General features: G+C 70.3%; 18 protein-coding genes and 1 riboswitch. Of the genes, 5 read left to right on the top strand and 13 right to left on the bottom strand.

Going from position 1 to position 20,565, the window contains the following annotated elements:
• Nucleotides 1-173 precede the first annotated feature (173 nt).
• Nucleotides 174-1,970 carry an AMP-dependent synthetase/ligase gene (locus ACZ67T_RS05715; RefSeq protein WP_469981720.1) on the top strand — a complete coding sequence of 599 codons (1,797 nt, stop codon included), beginning with the start codon at nucleotides 174-176 and terminating at the stop codon, nucleotides 1,968-1,970.
• 86 nt (nucleotides 1,971-2,056) lie between these two features.
• Here the strand turns inward: ACZ67T_RS05715 and ACZ67T_RS05710 are convergent, their stop codons facing one another.
• The gene (locus ACZ67T_RS05710; protein ID WP_469981719.1) at nucleotides 2,057-3,199 is read right to left on the bottom strand and encodes a glycosyltransferase family 4 protein; all 1,143 of its coding nucleotides are present in this window, start codon (nucleotides 3,197-3,199) and stop codon (nucleotides 2,057-2,059) included.
• 78 nt (nucleotides 3,200-3,277) lie between these two features.
• On the opposite strand from ACZ67T_RS05710, the gene ACZ67T_RS05705 reads away from it, so the two are divergent.
• Complete coding sequence (locus tag ACZ67T_RS05705; RefSeq protein ID WP_469981718.1) at nucleotides 3,278-4,516, top strand: glycosyltransferase 87 family protein; 1,239 nt, start codon at nucleotides 3,278-3,280, stop codon at nucleotides 4,514-4,516.
• Between the two features lie 13 nt (nucleotides 4,517-4,529).
• Here ACZ67T_RS05705 and ACZ67T_RS05700 read toward each other — a convergent pair whose 3' ends face one another.
• The 5 genes from ACZ67T_RS05700 to ACZ67T_RS05680 all read right to left on the bottom strand — a co-directional run bounded on the left by ACZ67T_RS05700 (nucleotide 4,530) and on the right by ACZ67T_RS05680 (nucleotide 10,057).
• Nucleotides 4,530-5,738, bottom strand: coding sequence for a hypothetical protein (locus ACZ67T_RS05700; protein WP_469981717.1), 1,209 nt, complete (start codon nucleotides 5,736-5,738; stop codon nucleotides 4,530-4,532).
• A gap of 50 nt (nucleotides 5,739-5,788) precedes the next feature.
• Nucleotides 5,789-6,832: a C40 family peptidase gene (locus ACZ67T_RS05695; protein ID WP_469981716.1), complete on the bottom strand. Its 1,044-nt coding sequence runs from the start codon at nucleotides 6,830-6,832 to the stop codon at nucleotides 5,789-5,791.
• A 243-nt stretch (nucleotides 6,833-7,075) separates the two neighbouring features.
• The gene (locus ACZ67T_RS05690; protein ID WP_469981715.1) at nucleotides 7,076-8,107 is read right to left on the bottom strand and encodes a C40 family peptidase; all 1,032 of its coding nucleotides are present in this window, start codon (nucleotides 8,105-8,107) and stop codon (nucleotides 7,076-7,078) included.
• 317 nt (nucleotides 8,108-8,424) lie between these two features.
• Nucleotides 8,425-9,774 carry an NYN domain-containing protein gene (locus ACZ67T_RS05685; RefSeq protein WP_469981714.1) on the bottom strand — a complete coding sequence of 450 codons (1,350 nt, stop codon included), beginning with the start codon at nucleotides 9,772-9,774 and terminating at the stop codon, nucleotides 8,425-8,427.
• A gap of 43 nt (nucleotides 9,775-9,817) precedes the next feature.
• Nucleotides 9,818-10,057, bottom strand: a complete 240-nt coding sequence (locus ACZ67T_RS05680) for a hypothetical protein (RefSeq protein WP_100592168.1) — start codon at nucleotides 10,055-10,057, stop codon at nucleotides 9,818-9,820.
• 156 nt (nucleotides 10,058-10,213) lie between these two features.
• On the opposite strand from ACZ67T_RS05680, the gene ACZ67T_RS05675 reads away from it, so the two are divergent.
• Together ACZ67T_RS05675 and ACZ67T_RS05670 are read left to right on the top strand one after the other, a co-directional pair.
• Nucleotides 10,214-10,963 carry a rhomboid family intramembrane serine protease gene (locus tag ACZ67T_RS05675; protein WP_469981713.1) on the top strand — a complete coding sequence of 250 codons (750 nt, stop codon included), beginning with the start codon at nucleotides 10,214-10,216 and terminating at the stop codon, nucleotides 10,961-10,963.
• 45 nt (nucleotides 10,964-11,008) lie between these two features.
• Nucleotides 11,009-11,290 carry an Lrp/AsnC family transcriptional regulator gene (locus ACZ67T_RS05670; protein ID WP_100592167.1) on the top strand — a complete coding sequence of 94 codons (282 nt, stop codon included), beginning with the start codon at nucleotides 11,009-11,011 and terminating at the stop codon, nucleotides 11,288-11,290.
• A gap of 69 nt (nucleotides 11,291-11,359) precedes the next feature.
• Here ACZ67T_RS05670 and ACZ67T_RS05665 read toward each other — a convergent pair whose 3' ends face one another.
• From ACZ67T_RS05665 to ctaE, 6 genes are all read right to left on the bottom strand, one after another.
• On the bottom strand, nucleotides 11,360-12,721 hold the full coding sequence (locus ACZ67T_RS05665) for an aminotransferase class V-fold PLP-dependent enzyme (protein WP_469981712.1): 1,362 nt from the start codon (nucleotides 12,719-12,721) through the stop codon (nucleotides 11,360-11,362).
• Nucleotides 12,722-12,886: 165 nt separating this feature from the next.
• Nucleotides 12,887-13,003, bottom strand: a riboswitch (SAM riboswitch).
• Nucleotides 13,004-13,116: 113 nt separating this feature from the next.
• Nucleotides 13,117-14,181, bottom strand: coding sequence for an anthranilate phosphoribosyltransferase (trpD, locus tag ACZ67T_RS05660; RefSeq protein WP_469981711.1), 1,065 nt, complete (start codon nucleotides 14,179-14,181; stop codon nucleotides 13,117-13,119).
• A 164-nt stretch (nucleotides 14,182-14,345) separates the two neighbouring features.
• Nucleotides 14,346-15,983 (bottom strand): cytochrome bc1 complex cytochrome b subunit, encoded by a 1,638-nt coding sequence (gene qcrB, locus ACZ67T_RS05655; protein ID WP_469981710.1) that lies wholly within the window; start codon nucleotides 15,981-15,983, stop codon nucleotides 14,346-14,348.
• Nucleotides 15,980-17,038 (bottom strand): cytochrome bc1 complex Rieske iron-sulfur subunit, encoded by a 1,059-nt coding sequence (qcrA, locus tag ACZ67T_RS05650; protein ID WP_469981709.1) that lies wholly within the window; start codon nucleotides 17,036-17,038, stop codon nucleotides 15,980-15,982. Before qcrA ends, qcrB begins: the two co-directional genes overlap by 4 nt.
• Nucleotides 17,035-17,844 (bottom strand): cytochrome bc1 complex diheme cytochrome c subunit, encoded by an 810-nt coding sequence (gene qcrC, locus ACZ67T_RS05645; protein ID WP_469981708.1) that lies wholly within the window; start codon nucleotides 17,842-17,844, stop codon nucleotides 17,035-17,037. Before qcrC ends, qcrA begins: the two co-directional genes overlap by 4 nt.
• Nucleotides 17,845-17,917: 73 nt before the next feature.
• Nucleotides 17,918-18,538 carry an aa3-type cytochrome oxidase subunit III gene (gene ctaE / locus ACZ67T_RS05640; protein ID WP_329574025.1) on the bottom strand — a complete coding sequence of 207 codons (621 nt, stop codon included), beginning with the start codon at nucleotides 18,536-18,538 and terminating at the stop codon, nucleotides 17,918-17,920.
• Between the two features lie 187 nt (nucleotides 18,539-18,725).
• Here ctaE and ACZ67T_RS05635 point away from each other — a divergent pair, with 187 nt between their 5' ends.
• Nucleotides 18,726-19,127 (top strand): hypothetical protein, encoded by a 402-nt coding sequence (locus ACZ67T_RS05635; RefSeq protein ID WP_469981707.1) that lies wholly within the window; start codon nucleotides 18,726-18,728, stop codon nucleotides 19,125-19,127.
• An 80-nt stretch (nucleotides 19,128-19,207) separates the two neighbouring features.
• On the opposite strand, the gene ACZ67T_RS05630 is transcribed toward ACZ67T_RS05635, so the two are convergent.
• The gene (locus tag ACZ67T_RS05630; protein ID WP_469981706.1) at nucleotides 19,208-20,467 is read right to left on the bottom strand and encodes a L,D-transpeptidase; all 1,260 of its coding nucleotides are present in this window, start codon (nucleotides 20,465-20,467) and stop codon (nucleotides 19,208-19,210) included.
• Nucleotides 20,468-20,565 lie beyond the last annotated feature (98 nt).

Here is a 20,565-nt window from a genome sequence, read left to right as displayed (position 1 = left end):
CCCCCTACCGGAAAAGCAGTACCGGTGGGTAACGTCCGGGCAGTCCAGTAGTGCTCAGCATTTCAACCACTGGGGCTACCACTGCTTCAGCAGCTGAGCACCTGCCCGATCTTGGACCGCATCGTCGACTCACACCATGCCGTGGCGCCGGTGCCCTATGAGGAGCAGCAGTCTTGCGCGAGTTCAGCCTTCCGGCCCTGTACGAGGTCCCTGCGGACGGCAATCTGACCGACATCGTCCGCAGAAACGCCGCGCAGCACCCCGACGTCGCCGTCATCGCCCGCAAGGTGAACGGCACCTGGCAGGACGTCACGGCCACCACCTTCCTCGCGGAGGTGCGATCCGCCGCCAAGGGCCTGATCGCCTCCGGCGTGCTGCCGGGCGACCGGGTCGGCCTGATGTCCCGTACCCGTTACGAGTGGACGCTCCTCGACTTCGCGATCTGGAGCGCCGGAGCGATCACCGTCCCGGTGTACGAGACCAGCTCCGCCGAGCAGATCCAGTGGATCCTCGGCGACTCCGGCGCCGTGGCCTGCGTGGTCGAGAGCGCCGCGCACGCGGCCACCGTCGAGTCCGTGCGCGACGGCCTCCCCGGCCTCGGCCACGTCTGGCAGATCGACGCCGGCGGTGTCCGGGAGCTGGACCGCGCGGGCGCCGATGTCTCCGACGTGACCGTCGACGAGCGCAGCGCGGTCGCGAAGGCCGACGACGCGGCGACGATCGTCTACACCTCGGGCACCACGGGCCGCCCCAAGGGCTGTGTCCTCACGCACCGCAGCTTCTTCGCCGAGTGCGGGAACGTGGTCGAGCGCCTCAAGCCCCTGTTCCGTACGGGCGAGTGCTCGGTGCTGCTCTTCCTGCCCGTCGCGCACGTCTTCGGCCGCCTGGTCGAGGTCGCCTCGCTGATGGCCCCGATCAAGCTGGGCCACGCCCCCGACATCAAGCACCTCACCGATGAACTGGCCGCGTTCCGGCCGACGTTGATCCTGGGTGTGCCGCGCGTCTTCGAGAAGGTCTACAACTCGGCGCGTGCCAAGGCGCAGGCCGACGGCAAGGGCAAGATCTTCGACAAGGCGGCCGACACGGCCATCGAGTACAGCCGCGCGCTGGACACGCCGAAGGGCCCGTCGCTCGCCCTGAAGGTGAAGTACAAGACGTTCGACAAGCTCGTCTACTCGAAGCTGCGCGCCGTCCTCGGCGGGCGCGGCGAGTACGCGATCTCCGGCGGCGCCCCGCTCGGCGAGCGCCTCGGCCACTTCTTCCGCGGCATCGGCTTCACGGTCCTGGAGGGCTACGGCCTGACCGAGTCCTGCGCCGCCACCGCCTTCAACCCGTGGGACCGGCAGAAGATCGGCACGGTCGGCCAGCCGCTGCCCGGTTCCGTGGTCCGGATCGCCGACGACGGCGAGGTGCTGCTGCACGGCGAGCACCTGTTCTCGGGCTACTGGAACAACGAGGCCGCGACCGAGGAGGCGCTGGCCGACGGCTGGTTCCACACCGGCGACATCGGCACGCTCGACGAGGACGGCTACCTCCGGATCACCGGCCGCAAGAAGGAGATCATCGTGACGGCGGGCGGCAAGAACGTCGCCCCGGCCGTCATCGAGGACCGCATCCGTGCGCACGCCCTGGTCGCCGAGTGCATGGTCGTCGGCGACGGGCGCCCCTTCGTCGGCGCGCTCGTCACGGTCGACGACGAGTTCCTCGGCCGCTGGGCCGCCGAGCACGGCAAGCCGGCCGACGCGACGGCGGTGTCGCTGCGGGACGACGCGGATCTCCTCGCGGCGATCCAGACGGCCGTGGACGACGGCAACGCGGCGGTCTCCAAGGCGGAGTCGGTCCGCAAGTTCCGCATCCTGCCGACCCAGTTCACGGAGGAGTCGGGTCACCTGACGCCGTCCCTCAAACTGAAGCGAAACGTCGTGGCGAAGGACTACGCGGACGAGATCGAGGCGCTTTACCGGGGCTGAGCTCCGCGGGGGCCGAGCCCCCGCGTCCCTTGCCCTCGAACGCCGGACGGGCTGGATGGATCATCCAGCCCGTCCGGCGTTCGGCGTCACAGCAGTCCGCGCAGCTTCTCCGCCAGCAGATCCCACCGCCACCGCTCCTCGACCCACTCGCGCCCCCGCTCCCCCATGCGCCGCCGCAACTCCGCGTCGCCGAGCAGCGCCACGATCCGGTCCGCGGACTCCTCCGCCGAACCTCCCCTGACGACCCAGCCCGTCTCCCCGTCGAGCACCGCGTCCGGCGCCCCGCCGGAGTCGCCCGCCACGACCGGCAGGCCCGTCGCCGACGCCTCCAGGTAGACGATGCCGAGGCCCTCGACGTCGAGGCCGCCGCGCCGGGTCCGGCACGGCATGGCGAACACGTCGCCCGCCCCGTAGTGCGCGGGCAGCTCCGACCACGGCACGGCCCCCGTGAAGCGCACCGAGTCGCTGACACCCGTCTCCGCCGCGAGCTTGCGCAGTTCCTTCTCGTACGGGCCGCCGCCCACGACGAGCAGTACCGCGTCCGGGACGGCCGCGAGGATCCGCGGCATCGCGAGGATCAGCGTGTCCTGACCCTTGCGCGGCACGAGCCGCGAGACGCACACGACGACGGGCCGGTCCGTCAGTCCGAGCCGCGCCCGCACCAGGTCGCCGCCGGAGCCGGGGTGGAACGTCTTCTCGTCCACGCCCGGCGGCAGCTGCACCATCCGCCCCGCCGCGGCGGGCGTCAGCGCGGCGGCGATCCGCGACCGCGTGTACTCGCCGAGATACGTGATCGTGTCCGTCGACTCACCGATGCGGCGCAGGAGTTGGCGGGACGCGGGCAGTTGCGCCCAGCCGGCCTCGTGCCCGTGTGTGGTGGCCACCAGGCGCCGGGCGCCGGCCTTGCGCAGCGCCGGTGCCATCAGACCGAGCGGGGCGGCCGCGCCGAACCACACCGACGTACAGCCGTGCTCCCGGAGCAGGCCCACCGCGCGCCGGGTGACGCGGGGCGTGGGCAGCAGCATCGTCGTACGGTCACGGACGACGGTGAAGGGCTGCTCGGCGTCGAAGGCCGCGGTCGCCTCGACGCCCTCGCGGGTGCGCTTCCAGGTGGAGGCGTAGACGACGAGCTGCTCGGGGTCCAGGCGGAGCGCCATGTTGTGCAGGAAGGCCTGGATGCCACCGGGCCTGGGCGGGAAGTCGTTGGTCACGATCAGGGTCTTGTGCATCGTCGCCGACAGTACCTAACGCGCCGGTGGGCCGTGCTTCATGGCCCCTGCACAGTTCTGCCGGGCATCATGGCCCGAATGATGCCGAGAACCCCGGTCCGCGCGGTGCTGGTGTGGGCCGCGACCCGGGCGCTGCTCCTCCTGTGCGTCCTGAAGGTGATCACGGTCCCGGGGCCGGACGTGACGGTCGACGTCTCCGTCATCTACCGCAACTGGTACGGGGTCCTGCGCACGGGCACGTTCCCGCTGGACGACGTCACCTGGCAGTACCCGCCCGCCGCCGCGGGCGCGATCCTCTCCCCCGGCCTCCTGCCGTTCCTGTCCTACGCCACCGCGTTCTTCGTGCTCGCCCTCGTCGCCGACGCGATCACCTTCGGACTCCTCGCGTACGCGGGCGGGCGGCCCGGCCGGTCGTGGCGCGGGGCGTGGGTGTGGGTGGCGGGCGTGCCGCTGCTCGGTCCGACCGCATATGCCCGCTACGACGTCATGGTCACCGCGGTCGCGGTGGCGGCGCTGCTGGCCGGGGCCCGGCATCCGCGCCTCATGGGGGTGCTCACGGGGCTCGGCGCGCTGCTGAAGGTGTGGCCCGTGCTCCTGCTGCTCGGGACCCGCCGCGGGCGCGTCACGCGGGTCTCCTGGGGCAGCGCGGCCCTCACCGCCGGCGCCCTGGTCGTCGCCCTCGCGGCGGCGATGCCGGGCGCGCTCGACTTCGTCGCCTCCCAGCGCGACCGCGGCACGGAGGTGGAGTCGCTCGGCGCGCTGGTGTTCCACGTGGCCCGGCAGTTCGGCTGGCCGGGCTCGGTCGGGCTGAACTACGGCTCGATGGAGTTCCTCGGCCCCTACGTGGACGTCGTCAGCACGGTCGCGCAGGGGCTGACGCTGCTCGCGTTCGGCTGGCTCCTGATGTGGCGGCTGCGGGCGCGGGCCTGGGCGCCGGGCACGCTCGCGGACGCGGCGTTCGTGGCGGTGCTGCTGTTCACGACGACGAGCCGGGTGATCAGCCCTCAGTACATGCTGTGGCTGACCGGCCTGGCCGCGGTGTCGACGCTGTTCTCCGCGAGCCGGATGACGCCGCCCGCCTGCCTGGTCCTGGCGGCGTCCCTCGTGACGTTCCTGGAGTTCCCGCTCGGGTTCGGACACGTCGTGTACGGCGACGGACTCGGCCTCGCCCTGATCCTCGTGCGCAACGGCCTGCTGGTCGCCGCCTCCCTCACCGCCGCCCGGCGCCTGTGGCGGCAGACGGCCGCGGTGCCGCGGACGCTCGAACAGGCGCCGCCTCCCCAAACGGCCCGCGACGAGACCCTGCTCACGTCATGACCGCGCCGGCCGGTCAGCCGAGCTGGGCCCGCAGATAATCCCGCCACTGTGCCGTGAACTTCTCCTCCGTCGTCCCGAGCACGCTCGCCATCGCCTCCTCGACCGCCCCGGTCCGCCGCTTGTGCTTCCCCACCGCGCGGTAGAAGTCGTTCAGCTTCGCCTCGCCCCAGCGGTCCGCGATCATCCGGCAGGCCAGCCACCCGCCCTCGTACGCCTGCGCGAGCCGCCCCGCGTCGCCGGTGAACCCGAAGTCGGGGTCGGTGGGGAGCTCGGCCGGCAGCCGGCCGAGCCGCACCGCGCGCTCCAGTTCCGGCGCGGCCTGCCCCGCGGAGCGCCCGGTGCCGCGGTAGCCGACCCAGTCCGCGTACCCCTCGGACAGCCACAGCGGAGTGGCCCCCGACGTCGCCGCGCGGCTGGCGACATGGGTCGTCTCGTGCGTGAGGACGACCTGCTTGCCGAAGGAGCCGAGCACCCCGTAGGCGTCGGGATTCACGATGATCCGGTCGGCCGGCGTCCGCCCCGGCGCGCCCGCCTCGCCGGTGGTCACCGCGGCGATGCCCCGGTATCCGGCGGCGGGGGTCCCGAGCAGCGCGCCCATGCCGTCCAGGGACTTCGGGACGAGCACGACGACCCGCCGGGCCCAGCCGGTCCCCCAGGCGTCGCTCACGGCGGGCACGGCCTCGTCGGCGAGGTCCGCGTAGTCGCGCAGCGCGCCGTGGGACCTGCCGACGCCGAGGACGAGACTGTGCGCGCCCTTCTCGACGACGACCCTGCCCTGTTCCCAGAGCTGCTCGCCGGCCTTCGGGGCGGGCCGGTCGGAGGTCACGTACCAGCGTCCTTCGCGCAGCTCGAGCTCGAGGGAGCGCGCGGAGACGACGGGCGCGCTGTCGTAGCCCTCGATCCGGTAGCGCAGTTCCGCGTCGGCGGTGGCGTGGCTGCCCGAGCGGTCCAGGCGCGTGAGCCGGTACGTCCAGGAGGACAGCGGGACGTCGGCGAGGTTCGTCAGAACCGCGGCGTCCGCGCTGCCGGTGGCGCGGTACGCGGCCGGATCCCGGACGAGGACGGCGTCGGCCCTGCGGTCGAGCGTGTGCTGCACATCGCCCCGGACCGTGTCCTGCGCCGGTCCCCCGCCGCAGCCGACGAGCCCGGCGAGCAGGGCGGCCACGGACAGCACGGCGACGCATGCCCCCGCTCCACCCGCACCACGCCCTCGACCAGACATCCTCCCGATCGTACGGCGCCCCCGCGCCGGGCCCCGCCGGCCTCGACCGCTCAGACCCGCGTCACGGACGACACGGGCATCATGCCCACCGGGTCGTACCGCACGGGCGCGCCGGGATAGGGGGCGTGGATGACCTGGCCGTTGCCCACGTACATCCCGATATGGCTGGCGTCCGAGCGGTAGGCGACGAGGTCTCCGGGCCGCGCCTCGGAGAGGGGGACCTGCCGTCCCGCGTACCGCTGGGCCTGCGAGGTGCGCGGCAGGCCCACGCCCGCGCGCGCGTACGACCACTGCATGAGGCCCGAACAGTCGAACCCGGAGGGCCCGTTGGCGCCCCACACGTACGGCTTGCCGACGGCGGACATCGCGGCGGCGACCGCCGCGGCGGCCCGGCCGGACGACGGGACGCCCGCGCCCGACAGGTCGGGGACGCCGTCGCGTTCGCCGCCGCGCGAGGCGCGCTCGTAGGCCTCACGCTGCGAGGCGGGCAGGGAGTCGAGCAGGCGCCGGGCCTTGGCCAGCTTGCCCTCGACGGTCCGCTTGTGGCGGGCGACGTCCTTGCGGGAGCGCTCCAGGTCGACGAGCTTGCGGGTGGCCTCGGCGCGTTGCTGGGACAGGTCGCGCTGCGCCCGCTGCAGTTCGCTGAGTTCGCCGGCCTGGCGGGCGGTGACGCGGCTGAGGACGAACGCCTTGTCGAGATAGCCGTCGGGGTCCGACGACAGGAGCAGGGCGAGGGCGGGGTCGATGCCGCCCGAGCGGTACTGGGCGCCGGCGAGCGAACCGAGGGCGCCGCGCATCGTGTTGATGCGCTCCTGCCCGCGGGCGACGCTGTCCTGGAGGTCCCCCAGTTCGTCGCGGAGCTTGTCGGCGCGCTCGTCGGCCTTGTTGAACGCCTCGGTGGCCTGCTCGGCCTGCTCGAGGAGGCGGTCGACCTCGGCCCGGGTGCCGGACGGGCGGTCCTGCGGCGCGGCGCCCGCGGGGGCGGCGGTGAGCCCGGCGGCGGCGGTGGCCGCCACGGCCGACAGGACGTACACAGTGGAGCCGCGCGCGCTCCGGTCGAGGCCGGACTGCGCGGGACGGCGATGGGACCCCACGGGTAGCCGCTCCCCCTTCCGCTGACGAACGACCCCCGGCCGGAGAGCCCGGTCAGGGGAATGCGCGGCGACAGTAGCCGTGAGGGGCGGGCACGGCCAACGTCCGCTGTGCGGGCGGAAACCGCGACGCCCCGCCTATGACGCAGGTCAAGGGCGGGGCGTGGGGTCAGCGGGTGATGCCGGAATTCGCCCGAACGGGCGCGTTTTCGCTGGGCGCTCGCCCGGCGGATCCGGACGGGGTTCTCAGCCGGAGATGCGGACGCCGAACTGGAACGAGCCGACGGTGCTCATCGACTCGTAGCGCACGACGGCGCCGGGGTGCGGGGCGTGCAGTACCTGGCCGTTGCCCGCGTACAGGGCCACGTGCGCGAGGTTGTTGAAGAAGACCAGGTCGCCGGGCTTGAGCTGGCTCATGCCGATCTTCGGGCCGTCGTTCTGCTGCGTGTACGTGGTCCGGGTTATGCCCACACCGGCCTGTCCGTACGACCACTGGGTGAGCCCGGAGCAGTCGTAGGAGTTGGGGCCCGTGCCGCCGGAGACGTACGGCTTGCCGAGCTGGGTGGCGGCGGCGTTCAGGGCGGCGGCGCCGCGCTTCGAGGCGGGGACCTCGTTGCCCAGGTCGACGCGCGAGCCGGCGGAGCGGCTGGCGCGCGCCTCCTCCTCGGCCATCTTCTGACGCTCGGCGGCGGTGAGGCTGTTGAGGAGCTTCTGCGCGGCGCTGAGCTTGCTCTGGACCTGCTGCTTCTTCTTGCCGAGCTCCGTGCGGGTGTCGGCGAGGTCCTTGAGCTTGTCGGCGGCCTCCTGGCGCTCCTGCGCCAGCGAACGCTGCTTCTCCTGGATCTTCTTCAGGCCCTCGACCTGCTGACCGCTGAGCTGGTCGAGCGTGGAGGCCTTGTCCAGGAAGTCGTCCGGGTCGGCGGAGAGGAAGAGCTGGACGGAGGGGTCGATGCCGCCGGAGCGGTACTGGGCGCTGGCCATCGAACCGAGGCCGGTGCGCAGCTCGTTGAGGTCCTCCTGGCCGCGGGCGACCTTGTCCTGGAGGTCGCCGATCTCCTTCTCGAGCTTCTTCTGCTTCTCCTTGGCCCCGTTGTACTTGTCGGTGGCCCTCTCCGCCTCTTCGTAGAGCTTGTCGACCTTGGCCTTGACCTCGCTCTTGCTCGGCTTCGGCGCGGCCTGCGCGGCCTGTGACGTGAGGGCCACGGCTGCGGCGGCGGTTGCGGTGAGCACGGTCACACGGGTGCGGCTCGGCTGCTTGGGTCGACGGTGGGACGCCACGAAGGCGAGCTCCTTCTTCCTCCAGCCGCCTACCGACACGCCGGTGGGCGGTGACCCTCTGCCGTCACTCCCGATGAGCGATCACCCGAGCGGAGGTTCGAGGCCAGACCTTAGTGACCTTCCTGTGATCAGTTCAAATCCTGACGAGAAAAAAGTCGGTCACCGAGCGCATTCTTTGCACTCAACTCACGTGCGGTAATGCTCGTTTGACACTACGTTGCGTAAACGATCCGCCAATTCGGGCATCAGGACCAGAGGTTACGTATGAGACCTACGTTGCCAATGCGGCGAAGGGTCGGAACCTGCGCGGCGGTCGGTCAGCCGTGCGAGAGACGCTTGAGAAGCATCACGGAGGCGACGGGACGCGCACCCGACTTGGCGACCCCGTCGGCCACCTCCCGGTCCGTGGAGACCACCACCACGGGCCGTCCGGAGGGTTCGGCGCGCACCAGCTGGCGGATCAGCTCGTCGGCGGTGACACCCGCCTTCGAGAAGAGCACGCGCACACCGCGCGGCGGCGCGAGCAGTACGGGCGCGGCGAGTTCGGCCCCGTCGAAGACGCAGGTGACCTCGGCGCCGGTCTGCGCGGCGAGCTGGGAGAGCGAGCCGAGCAGCCTCAGCCGCTGCTTCTCCAGCGGCATCGTCGGATAGCCGGTCTTGGTGACGTTGTAGCCGTCGACCACGAGATGGGCCTGCGGCAGGGCGAGCAGCTGGTCGAGGATGGCGGGGTCGTGCTCGGACAGGGCGCGGGCCGCGATGTCCTTGGGCGACATCCGCCCGGGCTCGACCGCGTCCACGGTCTCGGCGGGGCGCACGGACACGGGCGGCAGCGCCAGCTCGCGGCGCAGCCCCTGCGCGGACTCCAGGACGGTGTCGAGCAGCAGCCGTACGCGCATGTCCTCGATGCTGCGGCCCTCGCGCGCCGCCTTGCGGGAGGCCTCGAGCGCCGCCTCCGTCTCGCCGAGCCGCGCCTTGAGCCGCCGCGTCTCGCTGTCGGCGGCGGACAGCTGTGCCTGCATCTCGGCCCGTACGGCCTCGGTCTCGCCGTGGATCTTGCGCACGGCGGCCTCGCCGCGCTTGACGTCACTGAGCGCACTGCGCAGCTTGCGGTGGAGGGACTCGGCCTCTTTCTTCGCCGACTCCAGCTCCGTGCGCAGCCGTTCGGTCTCGGACCTGGCCTGGTCGCGGGCGGCCCCGACCTCGGCGCGCAGCCGCTCCAGCTCGGCCCGCGCCTCCTCGTCGGCGCGCTCGGCGTCGGCCCGCACGGCCTCCTCGCCGGCGGCCGCGACGAGCTTCACCCAGCCGGTGGGCCGCAGCACATAGGCCGCGGCGGCCACGTCGAGGGGGTCGGCGGCGGGCGGCGGCGCCCCGGAGTCCAGGGCGCCGGCGAGCTCCGGCTGAGCATCTCTGAGACGTTCGCCGATGCGCTGGCGGAAGATCGTGTCACCCTCGAGGGCGGCGGCCATCGCATTGCCGGCGAACTTGGCACGCCGGGTCGGGGTGAAGCGCGCATACTGCCGCAACTGGGGCGGCAGTTCGGCGACCGTCAGCCCGCCGAAGCCGTCCGAGACGATCTGCACGACCCGACGCCGCACACCTTCGGGCAACGGCCGGTCGAGCACCTCAGCGGCGCCGTCCCCGGCCTCCCCGCCTGCGCTCTCCACCATCCGTCACCCCAATGTGAGTATGTTCCGGGGGCTGGGCTCCCTCTCAGGAGCCGGCACCCGGCCTGTCCACGAGTTCGACCTGATCCACGGCGTTGCACCAGCGGCAGCGGACCGACTCGATGGTCTCACTGACCACCTCGCGCTCCTCGACCTTCGGGTCACCAGCGAGATCGAGGTGCACGTATTCGACGACCTTCGACGAACGGGTCACGTCGAAACGCGTGAGGTTGCCGCAGAGAGTGCAGCGCCAACGGGTCTCGGCGGTCGGCAGGGGAACCGTCATCGGGACTGTCGCCTTCTTTCGGGGTCGTACGTTTTCCGTGGTGCGTGGTGCCCGTAACCCTACGGCCTGGCGGGTACCCACCGCGCGGGCGTCCACAGTGGGGAATCCCGGCAGGCCGTCTGGGCAGGTGTGCACCGTTACGTCATGATCTGTTACATGATCGACAATCGGGGTGCGACGGCGGGCAGGACGTTCGGAGCGGCTGTCAGGAACCACCCGGCACCGGTGACGTACGGGCTGATCGCTCTGTGCTGCGTGGCGTTCATGCTGTCCCCGGCGTCCGGGCTCAACCCCGTCTACGGCACGGGCGACCGGCTGCTGGCGGCGCAGAGCGACTACTTCGAGCGCTGGGGCGTGATCCCCGCCCAGCTGCTCACCGGCTCCCCACGCGCCGCGCTCACCACCGTCACGGCCCTCTTCGTCCACGGCAGCTGGCTGCATCTGCTGGGCAACATGCTCTTCCTGTACGTCTTCGGCGCGATGGTCGAAGAGGGAATGGGCCACCTCCAGTTCGCGCTCTTCTACGTGCTCTCCGGCTGCGCGGCGCTGCTCGGCTACGCCATCGCGTACGCGGGCTCGGAACAGACCCTGGTGGGCGCCTCGGGGGCGATCTCCGCGGTGCTCGGGGCGTTCCTGTATCTCTTCCCCCGGGCGCGCGTGACGAGCCTGTTCCCGTTCCTGTTCTTCTTGCCGCTGCGGTTTCCCGCGTGGGTGGTGCTGCCGTTCTGGGTGACGCTCCAGTGGGCTGCGGCCCGGCAGAGCGGCCAGGGGCCGGGAGTGGCCTACCTGGCGCACCTGGTCGGGTTCTCCGTCGGCTTCCTCTACGCGTGGGTGCGCTACAGGGGGAGAAGAGGGGGACGCGAAGCGCTTCTGTGCGAGGAAGGTGGCGACGGACAGGAGGGCTAAAGTGAAAGCAGCCCCAGCCACGGCCACCGAGGGAGACAGCCAGCCGTGATCACCGCGATCGTGCTCATCAAGACCAGCGTGGACCGGATCCCCGAGATCGCCGAGTCGATCGCCGCCCTCGACAGCGTCAGCGAGGTCTTCTCCGTGACCGGTACGTACGACCTGATCGCCATGGTGCGCGTCGCGCGCCACGACGACCTCGCGGACGTCATCCCCGGGAAGATCAGCAAGATCCCGGGCGTGGAGGCGACGGACACGCACGTCGCGTTCCGCACGTACTCGCAGCACGACCTGGAGGCGGCGTTCGCGATCGGGCTCGACTCCTGATCCGGCCCGCTCGACGACCGAAGGCCGCCCCGAGGGGCGGCCTTCGTCATGTCCGGTGAGGTCGGCGGATCACACCGCCGGGACGCAACGCCCGTCCTCCGTGCGGTAGTTCCAGCGAGCGCCGTCGCGGACCAGCTCGGTGACGGCGCGGACGAAGCGCTCGACGTGCTCGTCCGGGGTGCCGGCGCCGAAGCTGACGCGGATCGCGTTGAGGGACTTCTCGCCGGGCGCTGCCTCGGGCGCCCCGCACTCCCCCTGCGACTGCGGGTCGCTGCCCAGTAGGGTGCGCACGAGGGGGTGGGCGCAGAAGAGGCCGTCGCGCACGCCGATGCCGTACTCGGCGGAGAGCGCGGCCGCGAAGTGCGAGCTGTTCCAGCCGTCGACGACGAACGAGATGACGCCGACGCGCGGGGCGTCGTCGCCGAACAGCGAGAGCACCTTCACCTCGGGCACGGCGGCGAGACCGTCGCGGACCTTGCCGATCAGATACTGCTCGCGGGCGACGAGCGAGTCGAAGCCCGCCTCGGTGAGCGCCTTGCAGGCGGAGGCGATGGAGTACACGCCGATGACGTTCGGCGAACCGGCCTCGTGGCGGGCGGCGCTGTCGTGCCACTCGACGTCCACACCGCCGTCGGCGCGCCGCGCGACCTTGCGGGAGGCGCCGCCGCCGGCGAGGTAGGGCTCGGAGCCCTGGAGCCAGTCGGCGCGGCCCGCGAGGACTCCGGAGCCGAAGGGCGCGTACAGCTTGTGCCCGGAGAAGGCGACCCAGTCGACGTCGAGGTCCTGGATGTCGACGGGGTGGTGCGGGGCGAGCTGCGCGGCGTCGAGGACGATGCGGGCGCCGTGCGCGTGGGCCGCGGCCGCGAGTTCACGGACGGGCCACAGCTCGCCGGTGACGTTCGAGGCACCCGTGACGCACACCAGGGCGGGGCCGTACGGGTCGCGGTCGGCGAGGGCGCGCTCCAGGGTCTGGACGGCCTCGCCGGGCGTGCGCGGCGCGTTCAGGTAGGTCACCCGGGCGTCCCGCCACGGCAGGAGCGAGGCGTGGTGCTCGGTCTCGAAGACGAAGACCTCGCAGTCGGCGGGGAGGACCGCGGCGAGCAGGTTGAGCGAGTCGGTGGTCGACCGGGTGAAGATCACCTGGTCGTCCGCGCGGCAGCCGAGGAACTCGGCGACGGTCACGCGGGAGTTCTCGAAGAGGTCGGTCGACAGCTGCGACAGGTACCCGGCGCCGCGGTGCACGCTGCCGTAGTACGGCGCGTAGGCCGCCACGTCGTCCCAGACCCGCTGGAGCGCCGGGGCGCTGGCCGCGTAGTCGAGGGCCGCGTAGCTGACCTCGCCCCCGGTGACGAGCGGAACGGTGACATCCCGGCCCAGAACCGGCAGGGGGGTACAAAGCGACTGGTCGGCGGCAGCGGTGGAGACAGACATGGCGAACTCCCGTGAGAGACAAGCGAATTGACCGCGCCGGAGCCGATGGCTCGACAGAGCGGCAGAAAGGAAAAAGGGTGTGCGGAGGTGGGGCGGAGATGCCCTATCGCATTCGCTTGCTCACGAGACTGCTCCCTTGAGGACCAGGACCCCAGGGTGTGCAGGGGTCCGCGCTTGCAGAGCACCTTGCTGTGCACTGCCTGGTCTTCACCCGGGGCACCCCGCCACGGACGGAGGGTTGCCGGACAGCGAGCCGGGGCCTAATCGCTGTCACTCATGACCTGCCGAGAAGTATGCCAGCTGATCGCTTCGTCGCAACAGCGTGTCCGCATCCCGGACGGAGCGTGGTGGGCAGGCACCGACCGGTGCCTGCCCACCACTTCTGTCCTGCACTTTTACGCGTTGCTGGCCGCCACCCAGCGCTCCAGCGTCCGCTTCGCCGAGCCCGAGTCGATCGACTCCGCGGCGCGGTCCATGCCGGCCCGGATCTGGTCGGTCAGAGGGCCCTCACCGGGCGTGAGAGCCACGAGCGCCGCCGCCGAGTTCAGGAGGACCGCGTCCCGTACCGGGCCCCTCTCACCGTCCAGCAGACGGCGGGCCACCTCCGCGTTGTACGACGCGTCGGCGCCCCGCAGCGCGGACACCGGCACCAGGTCGATGCCGACGTCCCGCGGGTCGAAGGCCTCCTCGCGCACTGCGCCGTCCCGGACCACCCAGATCCGCGAGGTCGCCGTCGTCGTCAGCTCGTCCAGGCCGTCGTCGCCGCGGAAGACGAGGGACGAGTGGCCGCGCTCGGCGAAGACACCGGCCACGATGGGCGCCATCCGCGCGTCGGCGACCCCGACGGCCTGGGCCCGCACCTGGGCGGGGTTGGTCAGCGGACCGAGCACGTTGAACGTCGTGCGGATGCCCAGCTGGCCGCGCGCCGCCGCGACGTGCCGCAGCGCCGGGTGGAACTTCACGGCGAAACAGAACGTGATCCCGGCCTCTTCCGCGACCTCGGCCACGCGCTTCAGCGGCAGCTCCAGATTCACGCCGAGCTTCTCCAGGACGTCCGAGGCGCCGGACGCCGACGAGGCGGCGCGGTTGCCGTGCTTGACGACCTTGGCGCCCGTACCGGCGATGACGATCGCCGACATCGTCGAGATGTTGACCGTCTTGGCGCCGTCGCCGCCCGTGCCGACGATGTCGACCGTGTCGCCCGGGACCTCGATCACGTTGGCGTGGTCGTACATGGCCCGTACGAGGCCGGAGATCTCCTCGACGGTCTCACCCTTGGCGCGCATGGCCACGGCGAAGCCGGCGATCTGCGCGTCCGTGGCCTCGCCCCGCATGATGCGGTCCATGGCCCAGGCGGTGTCGTCGGCGCTCTGGTCGTGCCCTTCGAGCAGGCCGTTCAGGATCTGGGGCCAGGAACGGCCCGCCGCGGTATTGCCTCCTGCGGGGGTCACAGCATTCATCTGCCGCTCCTGGTTCTTCGTGTGTATGGGAACAAGGCCACCCTATCCAGCCCGGAGAGCGGCAAAGAGCCCCGTCCAGTGCCTGGACGGGGCTCTCACCGTGGCGACCATGGGGGTCCCCCCGCTCGAGCGAAGCCGAGAGTGGGGGAGGTCAGGTCAGGTGATCAGTGGTGGCCGTGGCCGCTGGTGATCTCCTTGTACTCCTCGACAGTCGGCTTGGGGATCTGGCTCTCCTCGCCGTACATCCCGTCGGAGAGCTTGGCCCGCAGCTTCTGCGTACCGGACACCTTGCGCTCCACACCGTTCTCGTCGACCGTCGGGCCGACCTCGAGCGGCGCGTACTGCTCGTGCGCGGTGAGGGTGTGCAGGGCGTCGGGCCCGAGCGGCTCGTGGACCTCGATGAACTCACCGTGCGGCAGGCGCTTGATGAGGCCGGACTCGCGTCCGTGCAGCACCTTGTCCTTGTCGCGGCGCTGGAGGCCGAGGCAGATCCGCTTGGTGACGAGGAAGGCCAGCACGGGCACGACGAAGAACCCGATGCGCACGAACCAGGTGATCGCGTTGATCGACAGGTGGAAGTGCGTGGCCCAGAGGTCGTTACCACCACCGAGAAGCAGGACGAAGTACCAGCTGATCCAGGCGACACCGAACGCGGTCCGGGTCGGGACGTTGCGCGGGCGGTCCAGGATGTGGTGCTCGCGCTTGTCGCCGGTGATCCAGGACTCGAGGAACGGGTAGACCGCGATCACGACCAGGACCAGCGGGAAGATCATCAGCGGGATGAACACACCCAGGACGAGCGTGTGACCCCAGAGGTTGATCTCCCAGCCCGGCATGAAGCGGATCAGGCCCTCGGAGAAGCCCATGTACCAGTCGGGCTGCGCACCGGTGGAGACCTGGTCGACCCGGTACGGGCCCATGGCCCAGATCGGGTTGACGGACGCGATCGCGGCGACGACCGCGATGACACCGAAGACCAGGAAGAAGAAGCCACCCGCCTTGGCCATGTAGACCGGGAGCAGCGGCATGCCGACGACGTTCTTGTTCGTCTTTCCGGGGCCCGCGAACTGCGTGTGCTTGTGGTAGAAGACCAGGATCAGGTGAGCGACCACGAGACCGAGCATGATGCCCGGCAGCAGCAGGATGTGGACCGAGTAGAACCGTGCGACGAAGTCGCCGCCCGGGAACTCGCCGCCGAAGAGGAAGAACGAGAGGTACGTGCCGACGATCGGCACGGACAGGACCGCGCCCTCCATGAAGCGGACACCGGTGCCGGAGAGCAGGTCGTCCGGGAGCGAGTAACCGGTGAAGCCGGTGAACATGCCGAGGACGAACAGCAGGAAGCCGAAGACCCAGTTGACCTCACGCGGCTTGCGGAACGCACCCGTGAAGAACACGCGCATCATGTGCACGAACATGCCCGCGAGGAAGATCAGCGCCGCCCAGTGGTGGATCTGCCGGATCAGCAGACCACCGCGCACCTCGAAGGAGATGTGCATGGTCGAGTTGAACGCCTCGGACATCAGCTGTCCCTGCAGCGGGACGTAGCTGCCGTGGTACACCACCTCGTTCATCGACGGGTGGAAGAACAGCGTCAGGTACACACCCGTGAGGATGATGATGATGAAGCTGTAGAGGCAGATCTCACCGAGCATGAAGGACCAGTGGTCCGGGAAGATCTTGCGCATGTTGGCCTTGGCCAGGGAGTAGATCCCCAGGCGGCCGTCTGCCCAGTCGGCCACCCGCTCACCGGCGGGCGCCTTCTCGCGCGAGGACGCGTCGTTGGTCGTCGTAGTACTCATCCGCGCTCCCAGAAGGCAGGACCGACGGGCTCTGCGAAGTCGCCGAGCGCCTGCAGGTAACCCTCGTCGTTCACGCCGATACGCAGCTGCGGGAGCGCGTGGCCGGCGGGACCGAAGATGACGCGGGCGCCGTCGGAGAGGTCGAAGGTGGACTGGTGACAGGGGCAGAGCACGTGGTGCGTCTGCTGCTCGTACAGGGAGATCGGGCAGCCCACGTGGGTGCAGACCTTCGAGTACGCGACCACGCCCTCGTGACCCCACTCGAGCTCTTGCTTGTCCTTGATCTCGTCCGGCTGGATCCGGACCAGCATCAGGGCGGCCTTGGCCATGACCTGCTGGAAGTCCTCGTCGTGCTGCTCCACGCCCTCGGGCTTGGCGAAGGTGAGCGAGCCGACCACGATGTCCGAAGGACGCAGCGGCTCGTTCGTGTTCATGTTGACGAGGAGCTTGCCCTTCTTCCACGCGGTGTGCCGGAGCTTGTCCTCCGGCAGCGGACCGAGGTCACGGAGAAGGACGATGCCGGAGAGCGGGACCATCGCGACCGCGCCGAAGAGCGTGTTGCGGATCAGCTTGCGCCGGCCGAACTGCGACTCCTTGGCGCCCTGCTTGAAGTCCGCCAGGACCTTCGCCTTGACCTCGGGCTCGGCCGAGATCGCGTGACGGTCGTCGGCGACCTCCACGTCGGACATCAGGGTGCGGGCCCAGTGGACCGCGCCCGCGCCGATGCAGAACAGCGCCAGGCCGAGCGTCATGCCGAGCGCGAAGTTCAGCGCGCTGATGTGCCCGATCGGCCAGATGTAGACGCTCTTGTCGGCCTTGATCGTCACGAACGCGGCGATGAAGGCGACCGTGGAGAGCATCGAGAGCGTGAACAGGAAGGCGACCACGCGCTCGGAGCGCTTGGCGGCCCGCTCGTCGATGTCCTGGATCCGGTGCTCGTGGGGCGGCAGCCCCGGGTTGGCGAAGGGGTCTTCCTTCACCGCGACCGAGCCGTGCGACTGGTCGGCGTCCTGCGCGCTGGGCAGGTTCTCTTCTGGAATCTCTTGACTACTCATGACTTCTTGGCCTTTGCGGTCCGAGCGGCGACCCAGACGGCGACGGCGACCAGCGCGCCGAGACCGAAGACCCAGGCGAACAGGCCTTCAGTGAACGGGCCGAGCCCGCCCAGCGTCAGCCCGCCGGGGCTCTCGGTCTCGTCTCCGTTGACCGCGTTGATGTACGCGATGATGTCCTTCTTGTTCTTCTCCGGCATCGTGGTGTCGGGGAAGGACGGCATGTTCTGCGGGCCCGTCTGCATGGCCTCGTAGATGTGCTTCGGGCTCACGCCCTCCAGGCTCGGCGCGAACTTGCCGTGCGTCAGTGCGCCGCCCTCACCGGTGAAGTTGTGGCACTGCGCGCAGTTGGTACGGAACAGCTCGCCACCGTTGGCGATGTCCGCACCCTCCGGGCTGACCTGGTTCTTCGTCGGGACGGTCGGACCGGCACCGAGCGAGGCGACGTACGCCGCGAGCTGGTCGATCTCGGCCTGCGAGTAGATGACCTTCTTCTTCGGGATCTGCGCGCCGGGCTGCTGCGCGGGCATGCGCCCGGTGCCGACCTGGAAGTCGACGGCCGCGGCGCCCACGCCCGTCAGCGGCGGACCGTCACTGGATCCCTGACCGCCGGTGCCGTGGCAGCTGGCGCAGCCAACGGCGTAGAGCTTCTTGCCCTCGTCGATGGCGAGGGACTGGGCGGTTTCGTCGGCCTGCGCCTTGCTCGCGGGTGCGAACGCGGCGTACAGCCCCCCGGTGGCCGCCAGCGCGAGGAGTAGGACGACGACCGCCGCCAGCGGATGGCGTCGTCGTGCGGAGAGCTTTTTCACGGATTACCCCGGTGTCAGGATCTTCTGCGTCGGTGCTTGCTGGACGAGTCGGTACGTCGGGACGACGTGCCGGCTACTTGATCAAGTAGATCGTGGCGAAAAGGCCGATCCAGACGACATCGACGAAGTGCCAGTAATAGGACACGACGATGGCTGCGGTCGCCTGCTCATGGGTGAACTTCCTGGCCGCGTAGGTGCGGCCGAGGACGAACAGGAAGGCGATGAGGCCGCCTGTCACGTGCAGTCCATGGAAGCCAGTCGTCAGGTAGAACACCGAGCCGTACGGGTCGGAGGACAGCGAGAGACCGTCCTTCGTGACCAGCTCGGTGTACTCGAAGATCTGACCGCCGATGAAGATCGCACCCATGATGAAGGTGACGATGAACCATGTCCTGAGCTTCTTCACGTCCCCGCGCTCGGCGGCGAACACGCCGAGCTGGCAGGTCAGTGAGGAGAGCACCAGGATCGTGGTGTTCGTCGCTGAGAACGGAACGTTCAGCGACTCGGCCATTTCCTTCCAGTGATCTGGCCCGGTCACCGATCGCAGGGTGAAGTACATCGCGAAGAGGGCCGCGAAGAACATCAGCTCGGAACTCAGCCAGATGATGGTTCCGACGCTGGTGAGGTTCGGCCGATTGACCGACGGGTGCGCGTGCCCGGTTTCTACTGTCGTTGCTGTCGCCACGACCGACATTATGTCGGTCGCTTATCTCGCGCTCACCCCGGGGGGTGCCGTTCGGAGTGTCTGTGGGGTGTGTCCAGCCCGTATGGCCCATCGGGGCGGTGTCCGAACCGGTGTTGACGGGGTGTCGGGAGGAGTAGGCTCCGCGCAACGCTTCCCCACCTTGATGAGTCAAAGACGCCGAAGTCTCGGAGGAACGATGCAGTCGACCGCGACGGTCCTGGTCTACAGCGACAACGCAAGCACCCGCGAACAGGTCCGCCTCGCGACCGGGCGCCGGCCCGCCGCCGACGCCCCCGAGATCGAGTTCGTCGAGTGCGCCACGCTCCCGGCGGTCCTCAAGGAGCTGGACCGCGGCGGCATCGACGTCTGCGTCCTGGACGGCGAGGCCGTTCCCGCGGGCGGCATGGGCGTCTGCCGGCAGATCAAGGACGAGATCTTCCACTGCCCGCCGGTGCTGCTCCTGATGGGCCGCCCGCAGGACGCCTGGCTGGCCACCTGGAGCCGCGCCGAGGCCGCCGTGACGCTGCCGGTCGAGCCGGTGGAGTTCGCGGGTGCGCTGGCCTCCCTGCTGCGCTCCCGGCGCGCCGTGGAGGCGTAGGGCGCCTCCGTACGCCGACGGGGCGGCCCGCAGGGCTGCTGCGGGCCGCCCCGTCCGTGTGTGTCCGGGGGTCGGAAGTCTCACATCTCGGGGCTCAGCCGGGCCGCCTGGACCGTGCTGTGGCCGCCGTCCGTCGAGACCGCCTGGACGGCGCTGCCCTTCTCCCAGTTCTTCCAGCTGAGGTTCCAGTCGCCGAAGCCGTTGCCGAACGGGTCCATCTGCGCGCCGTTGCTGTTGATGACCTTCACGACGTCGCCGACGCGGACGGTGTTGAAGAACCACTCGGCGTTGCTGGTGCTCATGCCGGTGCAGCCGTGGCTGACGTTGGCGTACCCCTGCGAGCCCGCGGACCAGGGCGCGGCGTGCACGTATTCACCGCTCCAGGTCACCCGGGTGGCGAAGTACACGGGCATGTCGTACGAGTCCGACGAGCCCTCGGCGATGCCGATGCTGGTGCTGCGCATCCGTACGAAGCGTTCCTTGCCGAGTACGACCTTGACGCCGTTGCGGGTCTCGAAGCCAGGCTTGCCGGTGGTGACGGGGATGGTGTTGATCACTCGGCCGTTGCGGTAGACCGTCATCGAGTGAGTGCCGGCGTCGGTCACGGCCTCTATTCGGTCGCCGATGGTGAGGCGAAGCGGCTTGGAGGCGCCGCCCCGGAGGCGGTCGGTGACCTTGATGCCGTCGAGGGTGCTGTGGGCCTCCACGGTGGCCCCTGCGGGCCAGTACTCCTCGGGGCGGTAGTGCAGCGTCTTGTCGTCCACCCACGTCCAGGAGCCCGCCACGGCGGGCTGCGAGTCGACCTTCAGGGCCCGTTCCACGACGGCCCGTGCGGCCTTGTCCTTGACGGCGGCGCTGAGTTCGGCGGTGACGGGCTGCCCGACGCCGTACTTGCCGGCCTCGGGGCCGAAGGTGACCTTCAGGGACTTGTTCTTGTTCGGGTGCCCCGTGTCGAAGGTGAGGACCTTGCGGCCGGGCGCGCCCTCGTCGTCCTCGGTGCTCACCTGCACCGTGTAGTGGGCGTCGGCGGCGAGCGGGGCGGTGCTGTGCCACCTGGTGCCGTCGGCGGACAGTTCGCCCACGACATAGCGGCCTATCTCGTCCGTGGCCGTGACATCGGTTATCCGTGCCTCGTCGTCGTCCGAGGTGATCTCTATGGGCTTGTCCGGGTCGGCCTTCTTGTTCCCGGACCCCCCGCTGAAGCTGATCTCGCCCGCCGCGTCGTACGGCTTGGCGGAGAGCGGGTGACTGGAGCCGCTGCAGCCCGTGACGCTCGCACCGAGTGCGGTCACCAGCAGAGTGCAGCCCATTACCATGCGAATTCTCGGTGAGTTGTTCATGAGCAACACGGTATGAACCCTCGCCGCCTGCGGCGCGTCGATTGGGCCGTCCGTGGCACGGCCGGGACGGGGCAAGGCAAAGGAAAGGGCCCGGACAC

The organism is Streptomyces sp. NPDC107517, from assembly GCF_055582645.1.
This window is presented reverse-complemented; position numbering and strand designations above follow the sequence as displayed.